Origin of the sequence: Pseudomonas sp. W2I6 (assembly GCF_030815935.1) — a bacterium.
Classification (GTDB): Bacteria; Pseudomonadota; Gammaproteobacteria; order Pseudomonadales; family Pseudomonadaceae; genus Aquipseudomonas.
This window is the reverse complement of record NZ_JAUSXJ010000001.1, coordinates 476,841-496,647: the sequence shown is the minus strand read 5'-3', so window position 1 is coordinate 496,647 and position 19,807 is coordinate 476,841. Positions and strand designations below refer to the sequence as shown.

General features: G+C 60.2%; 20 protein-coding genes. 15 read left to right on the top strand and 5 right to left on the bottom strand.

Annotated elements, in window-relative coordinates; all coding sequences use genetic code 11:
• Nucleotides 1-156: 156 nt before the first annotated feature.
• The gene (locus tag QF039_RS02320; protein ID WP_023659116.1) at nt 157-2,334 is read left to right on the top strand and encodes a hypothetical protein; all 2,178 of its coding nucleotides are present in this window, start codon (nt 157-159) and stop codon (nt 2,332-2,334) included.
• Nucleotides 2,335-3,242: 908 nt separating this feature from the next.
• Here the strand turns inward: QF039_RS02320 and QF039_RS02315 are convergent.
• Nucleotides 3,243-3,545, bottom strand: coding sequence for a DUF2288 domain-containing protein (locus QF039_RS02315; protein WP_003211652.1), 303 nt, complete (start codon nt 3,543-3,545; stop codon nt 3,243-3,245).
• A gap of 340 nt (nt 3,546-3,885) precedes the next feature.
• On the opposite strand from QF039_RS02315, the gene QF039_RS02310 reads away from it, so the two are divergent.
• The 10 genes from QF039_RS02310 to QF039_RS02265 all read left to right on the top strand — a co-directional run bounded on the left by QF039_RS02310 (nt 3,886) and on the right by QF039_RS02265 (nt 11,604).
• Entirely contained in the window at nt 3,886-5,013 is a 1,128-nt protein-coding gene (locus QF039_RS02310; RefSeq protein WP_087693197.1) for a branched-chain amino acid ABC transporter substrate-binding protein, read from the top strand.
• Nucleotides 5,014-5,058: 45 nt separating this feature from the next.
• Nucleotides 5,059-5,241 (top strand): hypothetical protein, encoded by a 183-nt coding sequence (locus tag QF039_RS02305; RefSeq protein ID WP_003211657.1) that lies wholly within the window; start codon nt 5,059-5,061, stop codon nt 5,239-5,241.
• Nucleotides 5,241-6,164: a high-affinity branched-chain amino acid ABC transporter permease LivH gene (gene livH / locus QF039_RS02300; protein ID WP_003211659.1), complete on the top strand. Its 924-nt coding sequence runs from the start codon at nt 5,241-5,243 to the stop codon at nt 6,162-6,164. The genes QF039_RS02305 and livH overlap by 1 nt, the downstream gene beginning before the upstream one ends.
• Nucleotides 6,161-7,414 carry a high-affinity branched-chain amino acid ABC transporter permease LivM gene (locus QF039_RS02295; protein ID WP_003211661.1) on the top strand — a complete coding sequence of 418 codons (1,254 nt, stop codon included), beginning with the start codon at nt 6,161-6,163 and terminating at the stop codon, nt 7,412-7,414. The genes livH and QF039_RS02295 overlap by 4 nt, the downstream gene beginning before the upstream one ends.
• On the top strand, nt 7,411-8,178 hold the full coding sequence (gene livG / locus QF039_RS02290) for a high-affinity branched-chain amino acid ABC transporter ATP-binding protein LivG (protein ID WP_003211663.1): 768 nt from the start codon (nt 7,411-7,413) through the stop codon (nt 8,176-8,178). The genes QF039_RS02295 and livG overlap by 4 nt, the downstream gene beginning before the upstream one ends.
• A 1-nt stretch (nt 8,179) precedes the next feature.
• A complete protein-coding gene (locus QF039_RS02285; RefSeq protein ID WP_003211664.1) occupies nt 8,180-8,881 on the top strand; it encodes an ABC transporter ATP-binding protein in 702 nt (233 codons plus the stop codon).
• A 260-nt stretch (nt 8,882-9,141) separates the two neighbouring features.
• The gene (locus tag QF039_RS02280) at nt 9,142-9,447 is read left to right on the top strand and encodes a DUF2282 domain-containing protein (protein WP_307516732.1); all 306 of its coding nucleotides are present in this window, start codon (nt 9,142-9,144) and stop codon (nt 9,445-9,447) included.
• Nucleotides 9,448-9,473: 26 nt separating this feature from the next.
• Nucleotides 9,474-10,349 (top strand): DUF692 domain-containing protein, encoded by an 876-nt coding sequence (locus tag QF039_RS02275; RefSeq protein ID WP_307516731.1) that lies wholly within the window; start codon nt 9,474-9,476, stop codon nt 10,347-10,349.
• The gene (locus tag QF039_RS02270; RefSeq protein WP_102368254.1) at nt 10,346-11,122 is read left to right on the top strand and encodes a DUF2063 domain-containing protein; all 777 of its coding nucleotides are present in this window, start codon (nt 10,346-10,348) and stop codon (nt 11,120-11,122) included. The genes QF039_RS02275 and QF039_RS02270 overlap by 4 nt, the downstream gene beginning before the upstream one ends.
• Nucleotides 11,119-11,604 (top strand): DoxX family protein, encoded by a 486-nt coding sequence (locus QF039_RS02265; RefSeq protein WP_008432068.1) that lies wholly within the window; start codon nt 11,119-11,121, stop codon nt 11,602-11,604. The genes QF039_RS02270 and QF039_RS02265 overlap by 4 nt, the downstream gene beginning before the upstream one ends.
• Here the strand turns inward: QF039_RS02265 and QF039_RS02260 are convergent.
• Complete coding sequence (locus QF039_RS02260; protein WP_003211675.1) at nt 11,601-12,509, bottom strand: LysR family transcriptional regulator; 909 nt, start codon at nt 12,507-12,509, stop codon at nt 11,601-11,603. The genes QF039_RS02265 and QF039_RS02260 overlap by 4 nt on opposite strands.
• Nucleotides 12,510-12,613: 104 nt before the next feature.
• Between QF039_RS02260 and QF039_RS02255 the strand changes: the two genes are divergently transcribed.
• From QF039_RS02255 to QF039_RS02245, 3 genes are all read left to right on the top strand, one after another.
• Nucleotides 12,614-13,213: a short chain dehydrogenase gene (locus QF039_RS02255; protein WP_003211677.1), complete on the top strand. Its 600-nt coding sequence runs from the start codon at nt 12,614-12,616 to the stop codon at nt 13,211-13,213.
• Between the two features lie 74 nt (nt 13,214-13,287).
• Nucleotides 13,288-13,959 (top strand): COG3650 family protein, encoded by a 672-nt coding sequence (locus QF039_RS02250; RefSeq protein WP_003211681.1) that lies wholly within the window; start codon nt 13,288-13,290, stop codon nt 13,957-13,959.
• 107 nt (nt 13,960-14,066) lie between these two features.
• Entirely contained in the window at nt 14,067-15,680 is a 1,614-nt protein-coding gene (locus tag QF039_RS02245) for an NAD(P)/FAD-dependent oxidoreductase (RefSeq protein ID WP_177021288.1), read from the top strand.
• 145 nt (nt 15,681-15,825) lie between these two features.
• Here the strand turns inward: QF039_RS02245 and QF039_RS02240 are convergent, their stop codons facing one another.
• Entirely contained in the window at nt 15,826-16,923 is a 1,098-nt protein-coding gene (locus QF039_RS02240; protein ID WP_173406096.1) for a PLP-dependent cysteine synthase family protein, read from the bottom strand.
• Between the two features lie 213 nt (nt 16,924-17,136).
• On the opposite strand from QF039_RS02240, the gene nhaA reads away from it, so the two are divergent.
• Complete coding sequence (nhaA, locus tag QF039_RS02235) at nt 17,137-18,324, top strand: Na+/H+ antiporter NhaA (RefSeq protein WP_003211688.1); 1,188 nt, start codon at nt 17,137-17,139, stop codon at nt 18,322-18,324.
• A gap of 81 nt (nt 18,325-18,405) precedes the next feature.
• Here nhaA and QF039_RS02230 read toward each other — a convergent pair whose 3' ends face one another.
• Nucleotides 18,406-18,870, bottom strand: coding sequence for a glycine zipper 2TM domain-containing protein (locus QF039_RS02230; RefSeq protein WP_177041969.1), 465 nt, complete (start codon nt 18,868-18,870; stop codon nt 18,406-18,408).
• 281 nt (nt 18,871-19,151) lie between these two features.
• Entirely contained in the window at nt 19,152-19,799 is a 648-nt protein-coding gene (gene pdxH, locus QF039_RS02225) for a pyridoxamine 5'-phosphate oxidase (protein ID WP_003211693.1), read from the bottom strand.
• Nucleotides 19,800-19,807 lie beyond the last annotated feature (8 nt).

The window sequence follows — 19,807 nt, the reverse complement described above, 5'->3', positions numbered from 1 at the left end:
CGGCCGATTCATCAGAGTCCGGCCAGGCTTTCCCCTTAAAACCCTAGGGTTAAACCCTATCGCCCAAGACCCGGACGCACTGTAAAGTCGCGATCTCTCATTCTGTGATGGCTATTTGATACTTACTCAGTCATCCGTCCAGGCACATGGCGCACAATGACTTCTAAAAATAACTCTGCCACTGCGGTATCCGACGTGTTGCTGACAGCCCCTGCGGAAAAACCCTCAGGTTCAAAGTCATTGAGCACCGCCCGCCCACTGGCCACCCAGCAGTACCTGTACTTCACCGAAACCAACACCGACCGCATCCTCGACAACCTCGACGGCCTGCGCGACATGGTGTTCCCGCGCGCACCGCACCTGGAAGTCGACGGTGAATTGCGCAATGAGCAGGAATTCCCCTCGGTGTGCCTGATCGGCCTGGGCCGCTGTGGCTCCAACATTGCCCTGGATGTGGCAGAGCTGGTGTACAACGCCCGCAAGTTCTACCTCAACGAATTCAGCAACGAAGACAAATCCACCGACAAGGGCTACCGCCCCGCCCAGTGGATTCGCAACAACCTGCGCCTGGGTTCGAACAAGGGCACCAAACCGGTGTTCCTGGTCGAGCCGCTGGTGATGCTGGGCGACCTGGACAAGGACATTGCCGGGCGCATCCGTTTCTCGCGCAAGGGTGAGAAAAGCGGTTTCCTGCGGGACTACAGCAAGATGAAAATCATGGACCTCTCGGAAGTCCATGCCGGCGGCGCCGGTAACGCGCCGATCCTCGGCCAGTACCTGGCCAAGATTATCCTCAACAAAGACACCCAGCGCTTCTCCAGCCCCGACTGGAAGATGATCCACTCGTACCTGATCGACTCCTGCGGCATCAAGGCCAACCAGTCGCGCCTGTACTTCTCGATCTTCAGTGCCGGCGGCGGTACCGGTTCAGGCATGGCCTCGGAGTTCGGCCTGGCCCAGCAGCACTCGTACATGAACAAGACGTTCGACACCAAGCCCGCCGATGAACATGACAGCAAAAGCGGTCACGCCTTCGTGTTCGAGCCGATCTTCACCAGCGGGATTTGTGTGCTGCCGAACATCTCCGATCACCGCAGCGAAATGTCCGAGGCGCTGCACATCAACGCCGGGCGGCTGTTGTGCAAATACCTTTCGGAAGAATGGGACTTCTCGTACAACTTCGACAATGAAGACAGCAGCGAAGCCAGCGTGAAAGGCCGTATCCGACCGTGGAACGCGATGATGCTGATCTCCAACGACATCATGCGTTACGCCGAGGAAAGCGATGACGGCAACATCCAGAACATTGATGTCAATGCCATGGAAAAGCACGCCAACCAGTACATCTCGCAGCAGATCTTCAACATTCTGACGGCCCAGGCGGTTACGACCGACTACGACCAGAACTATTTCCGTCGCGCCGGGATCGACATTGGCGAGACCATCCGCCTGGATGCCAACGACCTGTTCATGAGCCTGGCCGGCCCGGTGGCGATTGCCTATGCCGAATCGGTGGTGCCGGAAACGCCGGCGCCTTCGAGCGACAAGTTCAAGGTGTTCGAAAAAGAGCCGCAGCGGCTGAACATCGACGACCTGTTTTTCCGTTCCATTGATCTGCCGCACTTCAACAAGGTGACCCAGGCGATCGAAGGCATCAGCCTGTTGCCGATTGAGTCCAAGCGGTACAAGGCCTCCCTGGAGCAGTACAAGAATTCCGGCTATGACGCGGCGGCGTTGCATGACTTGCACTTCTTCAAGAACTGCTCGTCGGTGGTGTCGATTGTGTCGTTGCCCAAGGATTACAAGCTGTCCTATATGGACCTGAATCGGCTCAAGACGCACCTCAACAGCCTGTTTCCCAATACGACGCTCAAACGGTATGCGCTGGTGATCGGGGCGTCGGCCAACTTGTCGCTCACGACCTTGATCGCTAAAAGCCCATGCCTGTCGGATGATTTTTTGACGTTGATCGTGGCGTTTATCAAGCGCTGTTTTGCGCGTAATCCGTATCGGTTTGATGACACCCTGGATAATTCGATCCTGGATTTCATCATCCATGAGGATTTTGATGAAGACCGGATTGATGAGCTGCTCAACGAGTTCGAGAACCCGGCGAAGATCCTGGATACCAACTGGTATGCGATCAAGCCGATGTACGAGAAGAAGTATCGTGAGTTGATCAACGACAAGGACAAGTTTGTGTCGATCAACGATATTCGTCTGTCGCGGGATTGTGTGAAGAAGGCGATCAAGTACCTGCGTGAGATTTATCGTCACAGGATTGGGAAGACCAAGGTTATTTCGCTGAATAACCATACCGGGAAGACGGCGTAGGCTTTGTTGCTGAGGTGGGGTGTATATCCGTTATTTGGGTTGGGGCTGATATTGGTTCCGCTCTTACAGCGGCTCACTTTTGAAAAGCACAAAAGTAAGCAAAACGCTCTTGCCCCACCACTCGGCACCTCGCTTAGGCTCGGTGTGCCCTCACTCCGGCTTTGGAGCGTGGGCCGCCGTCATGGGCCATCCCTGGCCCAGGACGGCTAACCCGGCGTCCTGCCGGGTTACCCACGCTCCAAAGCCTGCGTTCGGCCAGCGTGGTTTAACGGGGCGCCTAAGATCAAGATCAAAAGCTAAAGCGGGCCCGCTCCACTGTAGGAGCTGGCTTGCCTGCGATGCAGACAACTCGGTCTTTCAGACATACCGAGGTGATGCCATCGCAGGCAAGCCAGCTCCCACAGAAAAGCAGCGCCACCCCGCCCGTAGCAGCTGTCGAGCGCCAGCGAGGCTGCGTGCTTTTGATCTGCGGGCCCCGTTAACCACGATGGCCGCAAGTAGGCACGGTGGAGCGGGTAAATCGGCAGGGATGCCGATTTAGCCGCGCCGGGCCATGGATGGCCCGTCGCGGCGGCCCGCGGAACCGTGCCGGAGTGCGGGCATGCCGAGCCTAGGCGAGGCACCGAGTGGTGGGGCAAAGACCTTTTGGTTACTTTTGGGGCGTTTGCCAAAAGTGACCCGCTGTAAGAGCGGAACCATAGGTGGCCGTTACCTAAATAACGGATATGTACACATACCCAGAAACAATTCCCCCCGCACTCCGCCGCTACCAAAACTGTTCCCATGACGCGCACGTAACCCCCGCCTGTGACCTTTCTCTACGGCAAGGTGCCATCACCGCAAATGCAGTTACCCGCCTACACACTTAAACTCGGAAAAATCACGCACCTTTTTCGCGCATGCATTTCCTACACTGCCCTTTCCTGGATCAGAATCCACGGCGAAACCACCACCGCCCACAAACTCGGATCCCGCTCAACCAGGTCCAATGCCCGCGTCGCAGACACCTCGCCAAGACTCCCCGCAGCCAGCCAGGCAGCGACTTTCTCACGGTTGTCCTCAGCCATGCCCTCGGCGGCCTCGATCAAATCCAGCCCGGCGTCGACCCACAATAGGGCACCCTTGGCAAAGAACGGCTCAAGCTCCTTCCAGGAAATTTCGGCAGTTTCACCGAGCAGCTTGGCATAGAGGGTGCTAGGTTCTTGCGTCATGGGAGTTCACCTGAAGAAAAAATCGGCGCAATCATACCGTCGAGCCCCAGGCAGAAAAACCCAGTTGCAAATGAGGCACCGAACGAAAGTGTCAGGAAAGCCAAGGATTGCCCGAAACTCTGGCATCACCCCGCCGCAATTCTGTCTTTTTCTTTCATTTAAGCGACATACCCGGGTTTTGCCCCCAGCAGCCAGCTTTTCAAGCGATCAACCGGCGCTCTACACTGTACCGGTACAGTTGCCAGGCCGCTGCCGGGGGATATCCGAGATATCTGATCCGGTTCTGCAGCTCACAAGGCCGCTAGAACTATAAAAAATACAACAGTAAGAGTGGAGCACTATGAATAAGGCTACTAAGCAGATTTCCAAACTGTTTGCCGCTATGGTCCTGGCCGGGGTTGCCAGCCATTCGTTCGCAGCTGACACCATCAAGATCGGTATTGCCGGCCCTAAAACCGGCCCTGTGACCCAGTACGGCGACATGCAGTTCATGGGTGCCAAGCAGGCCATCGCCGACATCAACGCCAAGGGCGGCGTAGATGGCAAAATGCTCGAAGCCAAGGAATACGACGACGCTTGCGATCCAAAACAAGCCGTGGCCGTAGCCAACAAAGTGGTCAACGACGGCGTCAAGTTCGTGGTCGGTCACCTTTGCTCCAGCTCCACTCAGCCAGCATCCGACATCTACGAAGACGAAGGCGTGATCATGATCACCCCGGCTGCCACCAGCCCGGAAATCACGTCCCGTGGCTACAAGCTGGTCTTCCGCACCATCGGCCTGGACAGCGCCCAGGGCCCAGCCGCCGGTAACTACATCGCCGACCACGTGAAGCCGAAAGTCGTAGCCGTTATCCACGACAAACAGCAATACGGTGAAGGCATCGCCACCGCCGTTAAACAAACCCTCGAGAAGAAAGGCGTGAAAGTTGCCCTCTTCGAAGGCATCAACGCTGGCGACAAAGACTTCGGTTCGCTGATCCAGAAGCTCAAGCAAGCCAACGTCGACTTCGTCTACTACGGCGGCTACCACCCTGAGCTGGGCCTGATCCTGCGCCAAGCCAAGGAAAAAGGCGTGAACGCCAAGTTCATGGGCCCTGAAGGCGTCGGCAACGACTCCATCTCGCAAATCGCCCAGAACGCTTCCGAAGGCCTGCTGGTTACCCTGCCGAAATCCTTCGACACCGATCCTGCCAACAAGGCAATCGTTGAAGAGTTCACCAAGAACAAGCAGGACCCAACCGGTCCGTTCGTGTTCCCGGCCTACTCGGCTGTTGAAGTGATCGCCGGCGGTATCGCTGCCGCGAAGAGCGAAGACACCGCCAAGGTGGCAGCGGCCATCCACGCCGGTACCTTCAAGACCCCGACCGGCGACCTGAGCTTCGACGCCAAGGGCGACCTGAAGGACTTCAAGTTCGTGGTCTACGAATGGCACTTCGGCAAACCAAAAACCGAAGTTTCCCCTCAGTAAGCCAGGCGTTACTGGTCAACAAGCCCACTGTGCAAGCAGTGGGCTTTGTTTTACGAGGTTTATGGGCCTGTCACCCGCGATCCGGGCGCTGGCTCACCTGAAAATCTTAAAACCGTCACCAGCGGTTCGCTGGCAAACGCTTTGTGCAACCTGATCACAGAACAGGGCACCGAGCCGGAAATTGACTCCACCAGTGAAATGCGTATCGGGTTTTTAGGAGCGCTGTAATGCCTGAGATCTATCATTTTTTCCAAACGCTGGTTAACGGCATGACCGTTGGCAGCACCTATGCCTTGATAGCCATTGGCTACACAATGGTTTACGGCATCATTGGAATGATTAACTTCGCCCATGGCGAGGTGTACATGATTGGTTCCTACGTGGCCTTCATCGCCCTTGCCGGGCTGGCCATGCTGGGTATCCATTCCCTGCCGCTGTTGATGACCGCTGCGTTCCTGGCGTCCATCGTCGTAACCAGTGCCTATGGCTACAGTATCGAACGCGTTGCGTACCGCCCCTTGCGTGGCAGCAACCGCTTGATCCCGCTGATCTCTGCGATCGGCATGTCGATTTTCCTGCAGAACACCGTATTGCTGTCCCAGGACTCCAAGGACAAATCCATTCCCAACCTGATCCCGGGGAGCATCTCCTTCGGCCCAGGCGGCGCACAGGAAGTGCTGATTTCCTATATGCAGATCCTGGTCTTCGTCGTCACCCTGGTGGCGATGCTCGGCCTGACCCTGTTCATCTCCCGCTCCCGTCTGGGGCGCGCCTGCCGGGCCTGCGCCGAAGACATCAAGATGGCCAACCTGTTGGGCATCAACACCAACAACATCATCGCCCTGACCTTCGTCATCGGTGCCGCACTGGCGGCTATCGCTGCCGTGTTGCTGAGCATGCAGTACGGCGTGATCAACCCCAACGCCGGTTTCCTGGTGGGCCTCAAGGCCTTCACCGCGGCGGTATTGGGCGGCATCGGCAGCATTCCGGGCGCGATGCTCGGCGGGCTGGTGCTGGGTGTGGCTGAAGCCTTTGGCGCCGACGTATTCGGTGACCAGTACAAGGACGTGGTGGCATTCGGTCTATTGGTTCTGGTGCTGTTGTTCCGGCCGACCGGCATTCTGGGCCGTCCGGAGGTTGAGAAAGTATGAGCAGATATCTTAAATCGGCGTTTTTCAGCGCCTTGCTGGTCTGGGCCGTGGCCTTCCCGGTACTCGGGCTCAAGTTGAGCATTGTCGGGATCAACCTTGAAGTGCATGGCACCGGTCCCGTGACGTTGACCATCATTGCCCTGTGCTCGGTGTTGATGTTCCTGCGTGTGCTGTTCACCCAGCAGGTCGGGGCACTCCTCAAGTCCAACCGTGGCCCGTTGGTATCGCCCAAGGTCAGCCAGTTCCTGACCCTGCCGCGCACCCAGCGCTACATCATCATCGGCCTGATCGTGGCCGCGTTGATCTGGCCGTTCTTCGGTTCCCGTGGTGCGGTGGATATCGCGACGCTGATCCTGATCTACGTGTTGCTGGGCCTGGGCCTGAACATCGTGGTGGGTCTGGCCGGCCTGCTCGACCTGGGCTATGTGGGCTTCTATGCGGTGGGTGCCTACACCTACGCGCTGCTCTCGCATTACCTGGGCTGGGGCTTCTGGATCTGCCTGCCACTGGCCGGCATGGCGGCGGCCACATTTGGCTTCCTGCTGGGCTTCCCGGTACTGCGCTTGCGCGGTGACTACCTGGCGATCGTGACCCTGGGCTTCGGTGAAATCATCCGTCTGTTCCTGCGTAACCTCACCGATATCACCGGCGGGCCCAATGGCATCAGCAGCATTCCCAAGCCAACGTTCTTCGGGCTGACGTTCGACCGCACCGCGGCCGAAGGCATGCAGACGTTCCACGAGTACTTCGGGATCGACTACAACCCGGTGAGCAAAGTGGTGTTCCTGTACCTGGTGGCCCTGCTGCTGGCACTGGCGGCGCTGTTCGTGATCAACCGCCTGCTGCGCATGCCGATCGGCCGTGCGTGGGAAGCGCTGCGCGAAGATGAAATCGCCTGCCGTGCACTAGGCATGAACCCGACCGTCATCAAGCTTTCGGCATTCACCCTCGGGGCGACCTTCGCCGGTTTTGCCGGCAGCTTCTTCGCCGCGCGCCAAGGTTTGGTGACGCCGGAGTCGTTCACCTTCATCGAGTCGGCAATCATCCTCGCCATCGTGGTACTGGGCGGCATGGGCTCGCAGCTCGGCGTGATCCTCGCGGCGATCGTGATGATCCTGCTGCCGGAAATGATGCGTGAATTCAGCGAATACCGCATGTTGATGTTCGGCGCCATGATGGTGCTGATGATGATCTGGCGACCTCAAGGCCTGCTGCCCATGCAACGTCCCCACATGGAGCTGCGCAAATGAGCCGCGAGATCCTGAAAGTCGAAAACTTGAGCATGCGCTTCGGCGGTTTGCTGGCGGTCAACGGCGTGGCCCTGACCGTGCAAGAGAAACAAGTCGTGGCCCTGATCGGCCCCAACGGCGCCGGCAAGACCACGGTGTTCAACTGCCTGACCGGCTTCTACAAGCCGGCTGGCGGCACCATCCTGCTGGACGGCCAGCCGATCCAGGGCCTGGCCGGCCACGAGATCGCCCGCAAGGGCGTGGTTCGCACCTTCCAGAACGTGCGGTTGTTCAAGGACATGACGGCGGTCGAGAACCTGTTGATCGCCCAGCATCGCCACCTGAACACCAACTTCTTTGCCGGCCTGTTCAAGACGCCGTCGTTCCGCAAGAGCGAGCGCGAGGCCATGGAATATGCAGCGTACTGGCTGGACAAGGTCAACCTCACCGAGTTTGCCAACCGTCCTGCCGGCACCCTGGCCTACGGTCAGCAACGGCGCCTGGAAATCGCCCGTTGCATGATGACCCGCCCGCGGATCCTCATGCTCGACGAACCGGCCGCCGGCTTGAACCCGAAGGAAACAGAAGACCTCAAGGCGCTGATCAGTGTGCTGCGTGAAGAAAACAACGCCACCGTGCTGCTGATCGAACACGACATGAAACTGGTCATGAGCATTTCCGACCATATCGTCGTGATCAACCAGGGCACGCCATTGGCCGACGGTACGCCGGAGCAGATCCGCGACAACCCGGAAGTGATCAAAGCCTATTTGGGGGAAGCGTAAAATGCTGCAATTCGAAAACGTTTCCACTTTCTACGGCAAGATCCAGGCGCTGCACAGCGTCAACGTGGAAGTGCGCCAGGGCGAAATCGTTACCCTGATCGGCGCCAACGGTGCCGGTAAATCCACGCTGCTGATGACCCTGTGCGGTTCGCCCCAGGCTCACAGCGGCAGCATCCGCTACATGGGTGAGGAGCTGGTGGGCCAGGCCTCCTCCGAGATCATGCGCAAGAGCATTGCCGTGGTTCCGGAAGGCCGCCGGGTATTTGCCCGCCTGACCGTGGAAGAGAACCTCGCCATGGGCGGGTTCTTCACCGACAAGGGCGATTACCAGGAGCAGATGGACAAGGTGCTGCACCTGTTCCCGCGGCTCAAGGAACGCTTCAGCCAGCGCGGCGGCACCATGTCCGGCGGCGAACAGCAAATGCTCGCCATCGGCCGCGCGCTGATGAGCAAGCCCAAGCTGTTGTTGCTGGACGAACCGTCCCTGGGGTTGGCGCCGATCATCATCCAGCAGATCTTCGACATCATCGAACAGCTGCGCAAGGACGGTGTGACGGTGTTCCTGGTGGAGCAGAACGCCAACCAGGCGCTGAAGATTGCCGACCGCGCCTATGTGCTGGAAAACGGCCGCGTGGTGATGCAGGGCAGCGGCGAACAACTGCTGACCGATCCGAAAGTACGTGAGGCTTATTTGGGCGGTTGATGCCCATCTGGTCAATGTATGAGCGGGCTTTTGTTGGAGCGGGCTTGCTCGCGAAGGCAGTGTATCAGCCAACTTGTTTGGTGACTGACCCACTGCCTTCGCGAGCAAGCCCGCTCCCACATTTGTTTGGTGTGAACCAAAGACTTTGGCGAAACCTGAAATTATTTTCCCCGGCTTTGTAACGAATCCCTTCCCCCTTTCTCTAGTGGTGTAAGCAGGCGAACATGCTTGCCAACTCAACCCACTGCTGGAGATACACCATGACTACCAAAACCCGCTCGCTGTCCGCCGCCACCCTCGTCCTGGCCCTGGGTTCGGCCCTGAGCCTGTCCGCCCTGACCACCACCGCCCACGCCGCCGATGACATGCAGAAATGCTTCGGTGTAGCCGAAGCCGGCAAGAACGATTGCTCTGCAGGCGCCGGCACTTCCTGCGCGGGCACCTCGAAGGTCAAGGATCAGGCCAACGCCTGGAAACTGGTCCCGGCCGGTACCTGCCTGAAAACCCCAAGCACCACCTCGCCAACCGGCTTCGGCCAGGAAGCTGCCTTCACCGCCAAGTCCTGAAACCCTGCACAGCCTGAGTACTGACGATGACGCTCTCATTCACCCACCCCATCTCCCAGGCTCAGGCGCCCGGCCTCCCCCGTCGGGCCGGGCTGGGGCTCAAGAACGAGCACTTCAGTGAAGTGCTCGAGACGTCCCCCGATATCGGTTTTTTTGAAGTCCACGCCGAAAACTACATGGTGGCCGGCGGGCCTTTCCATCACTACCTGGGCTTGATCCGCGAACAGTACCCGCTGTCGCTGCACGGTGTTGGCCTGTCCATTGGCGGCGAAGGTCCGCTGAACGACGAGCACCTGGCGCGCTTGGCCACGCTGATCGAACGCTATCAACCCCACTCCTTTTCCGAACACCTGGCCTGGTCCAGCCACGGCCCGGTGTTTCTCAATGATTTGCTGCCGCTGGCGTATGACGATGAAACCCTGAAGCGGGTGTGCGAACACATCGACCAGGTACAAACCCGCCTGCAGCGGACCATGCTGCTGGAGAACCCGTCGACCTATCTGCAATTCCAGTGCTCCACCCTGGAAGAGACCGACTTCATCAGCGAAGCGATTCGCCGCACCGGCTGCGGGCTGCTGCTGGACGTGAACAATGTGTATGTGTCATGCATCAACCATCAGCAAGACCCGCTGAAGTACATCGAGGCCTTGCCGTTGCACGCCGTGGGCGAGATTCACCTGGCAGGGTTTGCCGAAGACACCGACAGCCTCGGCGACCGTTTGCTGATTGACGATCACGGCGCCCCCATCGACAACGCGGTATGGCAGCTCTACCAGCACGTGCTCAGCCGCACCGGGCCGGTCGCCACGCTGATCGAGCGCGACAACCAGGTGCCGGCGTTCAGCGTGCTGCACGCTGAAGCACGCGAGGCCGACCGGTTTCTGCTGGAGGTGCGTGCATGAGCCGCCAGGACGTCTTTAGCCGCGCACTGCTGTCCCCCGACGAAAACTGCCCGCAAGGCTTGTTCAGCCGCAACGGCGCCGATCCGGCCGGTCGTTTTGCGGTGTATCGCAACAATGTCCATAGCTCGCTGATCAACGCGCTGGCCGCCGGCTACCCGGTCACCCTGCAACTGGTGGGCGATGAGTTTTTTCGGGCGATGGCCGGTGTGTATGTCCAGGGTTTCCCGCCGACAAGCCCTCTGATCAATGAGTACGGCAGCGACCTTGCGGACTTTATCCAGGGCTTCGCGCCCGCCGCCAGCGTGCCTTACCTGGCTGATGTGGCGCGCCTGGAGCGATTGCGGGTGAGGGCCTACCACGCGGCAGACGCACAGCCACTGGATCAACAGGAGGTCATCGCCACCCTGCAACAACAGTCGGACCTGGGCGAACTGCGCCTGCAACTGCATCCATCCCTGGCCACCCTGAACTCGGCCTACGCCGTGGTGGCTTTATGGGCGGCGCATCAGACCGGCGAATCCCTCGCCACACTCGACCCCTTCCATGCCCAAAGCGCGCTGGTGCTACGCAATGGCCTGCACGTGCAGGTATTTCACATCGACAGCGGCTCAGCGACGTTTATCAACAGCCTGAACAACGGTTGGCCATTGGAAATGGCCGTGGCCTACGCCCTCGATGCGGCCGCCGAATTTGACCTGCACCAATGCCTGGCCCTGCTGATCGGTCACGGCGCCATCACCCACTTGCACACAGAACCCAAGGTATCGCCATGAACACCACCGCTCCCGGGCTGATCCAACGGATCATCCAGTGCTTCGAGAAAATCCCCTACAGCCTGATCGCCTTTGTCGCACGCTTCTCTATCGCGGCGGTGTTCTGGAAATCCGGACAGACCAAGGTCGAAGGCTTCGCCGTGGACCTGATCGGCGGCACGTTCCAACTGGGCTGGCCGCACTTGGCGCCGTCCACCCTGCCGCTGTTTCGCAGCGAATACCACGTGCCGCTGCTGTCTGCGGAAGTGGCGGCGCACATGGCTGCGTTCGCCGAGCATTTTTTCCCGGTGCTGATCCTCGTGGGGTTTGCCACGCGATTCTCGGCGCTGGCGCTGCTGGGCATGACCCTGACCATCCAGCTTTTCGTCTACCCGGACGCCTACCCGACCCACGGCACCTGGATCGCATTGCTGCTGCTGTTGATGGCCAAGGGGCCGGGCAGCTTCTCGATTGATCACCTGATCGCCCGGCGCTACCGCTAAAGGCGATCGAGGGCTTCGCCGCTGCGCTTGAACCAGCCCACCAGATAATCTGCGAGTACCTGGGTGCGGCGCGGCAGGCCGCCCTGATACGGATGGACCAAGTACATCGGCATGCTGCGGGTCTGATAATCCCGCAGGAGCCAGCGCAGGCGACCGTCAGCCAATTCCGCGTGCAGCACGTAGGACGGCAAGCGCGCGATGCCCGCCCCCACCAGTGCAGCCTTCTTCAACAAGTTGTAATGGTTGGAGGCAAAGGTCCCGGATACCCGAACCCGCAGCAGCTCATGCTGCTGGTGATACAACCACTCTTCACGACCACTGTAGTGGCTGTTCAGCAAGCAGTTGTGGCCCACCAGTTCCGCCGGCGTCAGCGGCTCGCCGTGCTGTTCCAGGTAAGCCGGGCTGGCGCAGGTCATCTCGTGCCAGGCGAGCAACGGCTTGGCGACCAGACGCTCGTCGTTGGCGACCTCCGAACGTACCGCCAGGTCGAAGCCATCCCGCGCCAGGTCCCGGTACTGGTTGTTGAGTTCCAACTCGATCTGCACCTGCGGGTACTCCCGGGAAAACTCCAACAACAGACCGTCGAAGAAGGTTTCGCCCAGGGACACCGGAACCGTCATACGCACCGGGCCGACGAGATCATCCTTGAGCCTGGCCAATGCCTGACGTGCCCGCTCCACCTGGACCACCAACGCCTGGGCTTGCGGCAACAGCGCCGCACCCGCCGCCGTCAGGCTCAGGCGGCGGGTGGTGCGATGCAACAACACCACCGAAAACTGCGCTTCCAACTGGCTGATGCGCTTGGACAGTTGCCCTTTGCTGCAGCCCAGTTGCTGGGCCGCCAAGGTAAAGCTGCCGGCTTCGATCAACACGGCAAACGCGGCGAGGTCATCCATTTCGCTCATGGATTGTTTCCAATTGAAAACCAAAGGTTGCCTATTAGTGCACTTATCCGCGCAAAAAATCACTCTAGACTGAAACCTCACCTACACATCTGGAGGAAGGCACGATGAAAATCCTGTTGATTGGCGCAAGCGGTACCGTGGGTTCGGCGGTGAAGGCAGAACTGTCCCAACGGCATGAAGTGATCAGCATCGGTCGCAAAAGTGGCGACTTCCAGGTCGATATCAGCGACAGCGCCTCGATCCGCAAACTGTTCGAACAGACCGGCAAATTCGACGCACTGATCTGCGCCGCCGGCAGCGTCAACTTCGTGCCCCTGGGCGACATGAGCGAAACCGATTTTGACCTGGGCCTGCAAGACAAGCTGATGGGCCAGGTCAACCTGCTGCTGATTGGCCGCGAGTTCGCCAATGACGGCGCGTCGTTCACCTTCACCAGCGGCATTCTCAACCGCGATCCGATTCGTACCGGTGCTTCGGCTGCCCTGGTCAACGGCGCGCTGGATGCATTCGTGAAAGCCGCTGCGATCGAACTGCCCCGCGGCCTGCGCATCAACTCGGTCAGCCCTACCGTCCTGCTGGAAGCCATGGGCAGCTACGCGCCGTACTTCCGTGGGTACAAACCGGCTCCGGGTGCAGAAGTGGCGTTGGCCTACGCGAAAAGCGTGGAAGGCTTGCAGACCGGGCAGACGTTTATCGTTGGTTGATTCAACCTGTGTCCCGGGCTTGTGATGCACCGCCAGCCTGCGTAACGTGGCGGCACTTATCAGGAGACCCGATAATGCGTGCCGCCCGTACCCTAGCCTTGTTTGCCCTGCTGCCCCTGTTCGCCGCCTGCCAGATGTTCGATAACGAGCCGGCCAAGCCCTCTCTCGCCGGAATGACCCGCATGCAGGGCGAGTTGACGGCCCAGGGTGACAAACTGCTGTTCCAGCCCTGCAACGACAAACGCAACTACGTGGTCAACGACACCGGTGGCACCAGCATCCTGCAGGAGGCCGCCTCCCTGGCCGGCCAGCAAGGCGCACTGTTTGCCGACCTGCGTGGCAAGTTCTCCGGCGTCGCCAGCGGCACCCAGGGCACGGTGGACCTGCAACAGGTGTACCGCGTCGAGCGCTCGACCTCGGCCTGTGATGACCCGGACTTCAAGCGCATGATCCTGCGGGCCAACGGCCACAAACCGGCCTGGGCGATGAACGTCACCGCCAAGGGCATGGTGCTGGAGCGTGAAGGCCAGCCACCATTGGCCGTGCCGTATGTGGAAGAGCAATCGGGCGACGGACGGTTCAACCTGATGACCGAAGCGAATAACCAGCACATCGAACTGTGGGTAGCCCCGCAACGCTGTGTCGACAGCGCCAGCGGCAGCCTGCAGCACATGTCCGCCGAGCTTCGGGTCAACGGCCAGGTGCAACGCGGTTGCGCGTCGTTCGGCGGTTCGCGAGACGACTGATTGCGCCCTGCGCTGTTTTAGCATGACGGGAAACCGCTGTTGGGGCTTATAATCGCCGGTTTGCAAAACAGCCGGCCTCTTTGCCCGCCGCCTACCGGATTCCTGTCATGTTACGAATCACCGAACTCAAGCTGCCCATCGACCATCCCGAAGAAGACCTGCGGCCTGCCATTGTGCAACGCCTGGGCATCGCCAGTGATGACCTGCTCGATTTCACCCTGTTCAAACGCAGCTACGACGCCCGCAAGAAATCGTCGGAGCTGTGCTTCATCTACACCATCGACCTGGAAGTCAAAGGCGAGGCGGCCCTGCTGCTCAAGTTCGCCGACGACCGCAACGTCAACCCGGCGCCGGACATCAGCTACAAGGTCGTGGGCCATGCGCCGGAAGGCCTGACCGAGCGGCCGATCGTCGTCGGTTTTGGCCCGTGCGGGATCTTCGCCGGGCTGTTGCTGGCACAGATGGGTTTCAAGCCGATCATCCTCGAGCGCGGCCGCGAAGTGCGCCAACGCACCAAGGATACCTGGGGCCTGTGGCGCAAGAATGTGCTGAACCCGGAATCCAACGTGCAGTTCGGTGAAGGCGGCGCCGGGACCTTCTCCGACGGCAAGCTCTACAGCCAGATCAAGGATCCGAAATTCCACGGTCGCAAGGTGCTGCACGAGTTCGTCAAGGCCGGTGCGCCAGACGAAATCCTCTACGTCAGCAAGCCGCACATCGGTACGTTTCGCCTGACCGGCGTCGTGGAAAACATGCGCCAGCAGATCATCGCCCTGGGCGGTGAAGTGCGCTTCGAGCAGCGGGTCACCGACGTGCTGATCGAAGACGGCCAGTTGAATGGCGTGGTGGTGGATGGCGGCGAGCAGATCCTGTCCAAGCACGTAATCCTGGCCCTCGGCCACAGCGCCCGCGATACCTTCCGCATGCTGCATGGTCGTGGCGTGTACATGGAAGCCAAGCCGTTCTCGGTGGGTTTCCGTATCGAACACCCGCAGTCGCTGATCGACGCTGCACGCCTGGGCAAGTACGCCGGCCACCCGAAACTCGGGGCCGCCGATTACAAACTGGTGCACCACGCCAAGAACGGCCGTTCGGTGTACAGCTTCTGCATGTGCCCGGGCGGTACCGTGGTCGCGGCGACATCAGAGCCGAACCGCGTAGTAACCAACGGCATGAGCCAGTACTCGCGTAACGAACGCAACGCCAACTCCGGGATCGTGGTGGGCATCACCCCGGAAGTGGATTACCCGGGCGGCCCGCTGGCCGGGATCGAGTTGCAGGAACGCCTGGAATCCCACGCGTTCATCCTCGGCGGCAGCAACTACGAAGCACCGGCGCAGCTGGTGGGTGATTTCATCGCCGGCAAGCCGTCCACCGCCATCGGTACCGTGGAGCCATCCTACAAGCCCGGCGTAGCCCTGGGTGACCTGGCGCTGGCGTTGCCGCAGTTTGCCATCGAAGCCATCCGCGAAGCGTTGCCGGCGTTCGAGAAGCAGATCAAGGGCTACTCGCTGCACGACGCGGTCCTGACCGGGATCGAGACCCGCACTTCATCGCCGCTGCGGATTACCCGTAATGAGTCGATGCAGAGCCTGAACGTGAAAGGCCTGTTCCCGGCGGGCGAAGGTGCCGGTTATGCCGGTGGGATTTTGTCGGCGGGTGTCGACGGGATTCGGATTGCCGAGGCGCTGGCGCGGGATATGTTGGGCCTGGAGGCTTAACACCTCTGCCGCAAACGACGCGGATCAAATGTGGGAGCCGGGCTTGCCCGCGATGGCGGTGTGTCATTCAACAGTGATGTTGCCTGATGTATCGCCATCGCGGGCAAGCCCGGCTCCCACATTGTCTTGTGTGGTATGGAAGATTTTAGATATTGGCGCGCAGGATGCTTTCCGGCAACGGTTGCCCCCGCTCGACACTCGCCGCAACGGCCGCAATCAAACCCTCCAACTCATACCCCTGCCCTGCCAGCCAGGCCTGATCGTAATAGGTCGTGGCATAGCGCTCACCGCCGTCGCACAAGATCGCCACGATCGAGCCCGACTCCCCTGCCGCCTTCATCTGCTGCGCCGCGATCAACGCACCGATCAGGTTGGTGCCACTTGAGCCGCCTACTCGCCTCCCCAAGCGCTGCGCCAGGTAATGCATGGCCGCCAGGGACAGTGCATCCGGCACCTTGACCATCGCATCAATCACTTTCGGCAGGAAAGACGCCTCAACCCGTGGCCGGCCAATACCTTCGATGCGCGAGCCACAGTCCAGGCGCAGGCTGGCGTCGCCGCTCAGGTAGTAGTCGAAAAACACCGAACGCTCCGCGTCCGCGCACAACACTCGGGTGCAGTGCTGGCGATAACGCACATAACGCCCCAACGTCGCCGTGGTGCCACCCGTGCCGGGGCTGGAAATCAGCCAACTCGGCTCCGGATAACGCTCAAAGCGCAGTTGCTGGAAGATCGATTCAGCGATGTTGTTGTTCGCGCGCCAGTCAGTGGCACGTTCGGCATAGGTGAACTGGTCCATGAAATGACCACCGCTTTCCTGCGCCAGGCGCTCGGATTCAGCGTAGATCTGCGTCGGATCCTGCACCAGATGGCTCTTGCCCCCGTAGAACGCGATCTGCGCAATCTTTTCCTGGGAAGTGGTGGCCGGCATCACCGCAATAAACGGCAAGCCCAGCAGCCTGGCGAAGTACGCCTCGGAAATCGCCGTGGAACCGCTGGAGGCTTCGATCACCGGTGCACCGGGCTTGAGCCAGCCGTTGCACAACGCATAGAGGAACAACGAACGCGCCAACCGATGTTTCAGGCTGCCGGTGGGATGGCTGGACTCATCCTTGAAATACAACTCGATACCTGGCAAACCCTGCATTGGCAAGGGGATCAGGTGGGTGTCGGCGCTGCGCTGGAAGTCCGCTTCAATAATGCGAATGGCTTCGCGGGCCCATTGGCGGTTGTCGCTCATGATCGGTTTCTCTAAGGATTTCAGACCTGATCTTAGGATGTTTCCTACACTCCACACAGATACAGTCATGACTCAATTGGACACACAATTTTCGGGGTCTGGCGCGCAAGTGATCAGACCGATTCCTTATAACAAATAAGAATATAACTTTTGTTTTAACAACTAACGGTACGGGTTAGGGTACCCACCTATTGAACTTTGATTGGAGAGCATCCCTTGCCTCTGCGTAGCACTTTCACCCGTTTTTTCCAGCTGGAAGCCGCCAGCGGTCTGCTCCTGATCGCTGCTGCCGCTTTGGCGCTGATCATCAACAACTCACCGCTGTCGCACCTCTACGCAAGTTTTCTCGACGTGCCGGTGGTTGCACAAATCGGCGCCCTGAAAATCGCCAAGCCGGCGCTGCTGTGGATCAACGACGGCCTGATGGCCCTGTTCTTCCTGCTGATCGGCCTTGAGGTCAAACGCGAGTTGCTCGACGGCCAACTGTCCAAGCCTTCGCAAGTGGTACTGCCGGGAGCGGCAGCCATCGGCGGCATGGTCGTGCCGGCGCTGATCTATTGGGCGCTGAACAAGGACAACCCGGCCGCCCTGGGTGGCTGGGCAATCCCCATGGCCACCGACATTGCCTTCGCCCTGGGCGTATTGGCCCTGCTGGGCAAGCGCGTGCCGGTTTCGCTGAAGTTGTTCCTGATGACCCTGGCCATCATCGACGACCTTGGCGCAATCATCGTGATCGCCATCTTCTACTCCACCGACCTGTCCGGGGCGTCATTGGCCGGCGCAGCGGCATGCCTGATCGCCTTGATAGCCATGAACCGGCTGGGTGTCGTCAAGCTGGGGCCCTACATGATTGTCGGGCTGATCCTGTGGGTCTGCGTGCTCAAGAGCGGCGTACACGCCACCCTGGCGGGCGTGACATTGGCGTTCTGCATCCCGCTGCGCACCAAAAACGCCGAACCATCGCCGCTACTGACCCTGGAACACGCCCTGCATCCCTGGGTGGCCTACGCGATCCTGCCGCTGTTTGCCTTTGCCAATGCCGGCGTCTCGCTGGTGGGCGTCAACCTGGAAAGCTTCACCCACCACGTGCCAATGGGCATCGCCGCCGGCCTGCTGCTGGGCAAGACCGTTGGCGTACTGGGTTTCACCTGGGTCATGGTAAAAACCGGCCTTGCCGCACTGCCCGCCGGCGCCAACTGGGGCCAGGTGCTCGGCGTGGCGGTCCTGTGCGGCATCGGCTTCACCATGAGCCTGTTTGTCGGCTCCCTGGCGTTTGTGCCGGGCAGCAGTGAATACGCGGGTATGGACCGGATGGGCATCCTGACCGGGTCGATACTGGCGGCGCTGATCGGGTATGCAGTGACGGCGATGGCCAGTCGCAAGCAGGCGCTCGTACAAGCCTGACCGTTAAGAACAATCGCTCCCCCAACAAAAAACCCCAACCGGCCACCCGGTTGGGGTTTTTCTTTTCCTGCAACCTTACCCTTAGCGAGTAACGCGGCTGGTTCCGTCCACCGTCATGATGCGAACGCGGTCGCCGATGCGGAAGATTTCGTTCTCTTCAACCGCCTGGACGTAGGCGCGCATGCTGCCATCATCTTCGCGGACGGTGATTTCAACACCCTGGGTGCGGGTCAGGCCTTCCTCGGTGGCCGAGCCCAGCAGGCCGCCGGCGACTGCGCCGATAACGGCGGTCACGATGCTGCCACGGCCGCCGCCGATGGCGCTGCCGCCAACGCCGCCGATGACTGCGCCCGCAGCGCCGCCGATTGGGGTCTTGGTGCCTTCGATTTTCACCGGACGCAGGGATTCGATGGTGCCCATGCGAACAGTCTGTACACGACGAGCTTCGTCACGGGAGTACGAGTCGCCGGTCAGACTCGAGGCGCAGCCACCCAGCAGCAGCGACAGGGTGGTAAAGCAGGCAACTAGTAAAACGGACTTACGCATAGCATCAACTCCAAAGGACAGGTATCCATTAAACCGCTGTGGCTTGCCGCCTGTCACGGCATGCCGGGCAGAAAATTGTTTTCATTCAGCCTTAGTACAGAGAACCTGTACCGAAAAACTCGACGAACGGTAGCGTTCCCACCTCCCTCAGGATCTTGATGGACGCTGTCATCATTGTAGCTAACGGCCGCATAACGCAGCGCAGCGCTACCCATCCAAGACCTCTGACTAGAGACTTCGGCGTGCAGCGCTACATTCAGGCGAGGTGACGAAAGGTGGGCTCAGGGCGCCAGGCGCTCACGGGTCCAGTCGGCCCCCTGCAAGCGGAAGTTCAAGCGGTCGTGCAAACGACTCGCGCGGCCTTGCCAGAACTCGATGCGCTCCGGCAGCAGGCGGTAACCACCCCAGTGTTCGGGGCAATCAGGCTGGGTATCGCTGAAGCGTTGTTCGGTGGCCTTGAGCAGCGCCTGCAACTCTTCGCGGTCCCTGATTACCCGGCTTTGCGGTGAAGCCCAGGCACCCAGGCGGCTACCCAGGGGACGGACCTGGAAGTAAGCATCCGACTCCTCGGGCGAGACCTTGACCACCCGACCTTCGATGCGCACCTGGCGCTCCAGGGTCGGCCAGAAGAATGTCATGGCGGCAAACGGTCGCGCCGCGAGCTGTTCGCCCTTGGCGCTCTGATAATTGGTGAAGAAGGTAAAGCCCTGTGTATCCAGGCCCTTGAGCAGCAGGATCCGGCAGTGCGGGCGACCGTCCTGGTCCACCGTAGCCAGGGTCATGGCATTGGCCTCCACCGGTGGCTGTTCGGTTTTCACCGCGTCGGCGAACCACTGGTGGAACAAGGCAAACGGTTCATCCGGGGCCTGGGCCTCGCTCAAACCGTCCCGTGTGTAGTCACGGCGCATATCGGCCAGTGCCTGGGTCATGCGGCTTT

Bases quoted from the DNA above. Each gene is read 5' to 3' on its own strand.
- QF039_RS02245 (WP_177021288.1), top strand. From the start codon at position 14,067: ATGTTACGAATCACCGAACTCAAGCTGCCCATCGACCATCCCGAAGAA.
- QF039_RS02310 (WP_087693197.1), top strand. From the start codon at position 3,886: ATGAATAAGGCTACTAAGCAGATTTCCAAACTGTTTGCCGCTATGGTC.
- QF039_RS02295 (WP_003211661.1), top strand. From the start codon at position 6,161: ATGAGCAGATATCTTAAATCGGCGTTTTTCAGCGCCTTGCTGGTCTGG.
- QF039_RS02315 (WP_003211652.1), bottom strand. From the start codon at position 3,545: ATGACGCAAGAACCTAGCACCCTCTATGCCAAGCTGCTCGGTGAAACT.
- QF039_RS02285 (WP_003211664.1), top strand. From the start codon at position 8,180: ATGCTGCAATTCGAAAACGTTTCCACTTTCTACGGCAAGATCCAGGCG.
- QF039_RS02250 (WP_003211681.1), top strand. From the start codon at position 13,288: ATGCGTGCCGCCCGTACCCTAGCCTTGTTTGCCCTGCTGCCCCTGTTC.
- QF039_RS02280 (WP_307516732.1), top strand. From the start codon at position 9,142: ATGACTACCAAAACCCGCTCGCTGTCCGCCGCCACCCTCGTCCTGGCC.
- livG (WP_003211663.1), top strand. From the start codon at position 7,411: ATGAGCCGCGAGATCCTGAAAGTCGAAAACTTGAGCATGCGCTTCGGC.
- QF039_RS02270 (WP_102368254.1), top strand. From the start codon at position 10,346: ATGAGCCGCCAGGACGTCTTTAGCCGCGCACTGCTGTCCCCCGACGAA.
- livH (WP_003211659.1), top strand. From the start codon at position 5,241: ATGCCTGAGATCTATCATTTTTTCCAAACGCTGGTTAACGGCATGACC.
- QF039_RS02275 (WP_307516731.1), top strand. From the start codon at position 9,474: ATGACGCTCTCATTCACCCACCCCATCTCCCAGGCTCAGGCGCCCGGC.
- QF039_RS02320 (WP_023659116.1), top strand. From the start codon at position 157: ATGACTTCTAAAAATAACTCTGCCACTGCGGTATCCGACGTGTTGCTG.
- QF039_RS02230 (WP_177041969.1), bottom strand. From the start codon at position 18,870: ATGCGTAAGTCCGTTTTACTAGTTGCCTGCTTTACCACCCTGTCGCTG.
- QF039_RS02255 (WP_003211677.1), top strand. From the start codon at position 12,614: ATGAAAATCCTGTTGATTGGCGCAAGCGGTACCGTGGGTTCGGCGGTG.
- QF039_RS02260 (WP_003211675.1), bottom strand. From the start codon at position 12,509: ATGAGCGAAATGGATGACCTCGCCGCGTTTGCCGTGTTGATCGAAGCC.
- pdxH (WP_003211693.1), bottom strand. From the start codon at position 19,799: ATGACCCAGGCACTGGCCGATATGCGCCGTGACTACACACGGGACGGT.
- QF039_RS02265 (WP_008432068.1), top strand. From the start codon at position 11,119: ATGAACACCACCGCTCCCGGGCTGATCCAACGGATCATCCAGTGCTTC.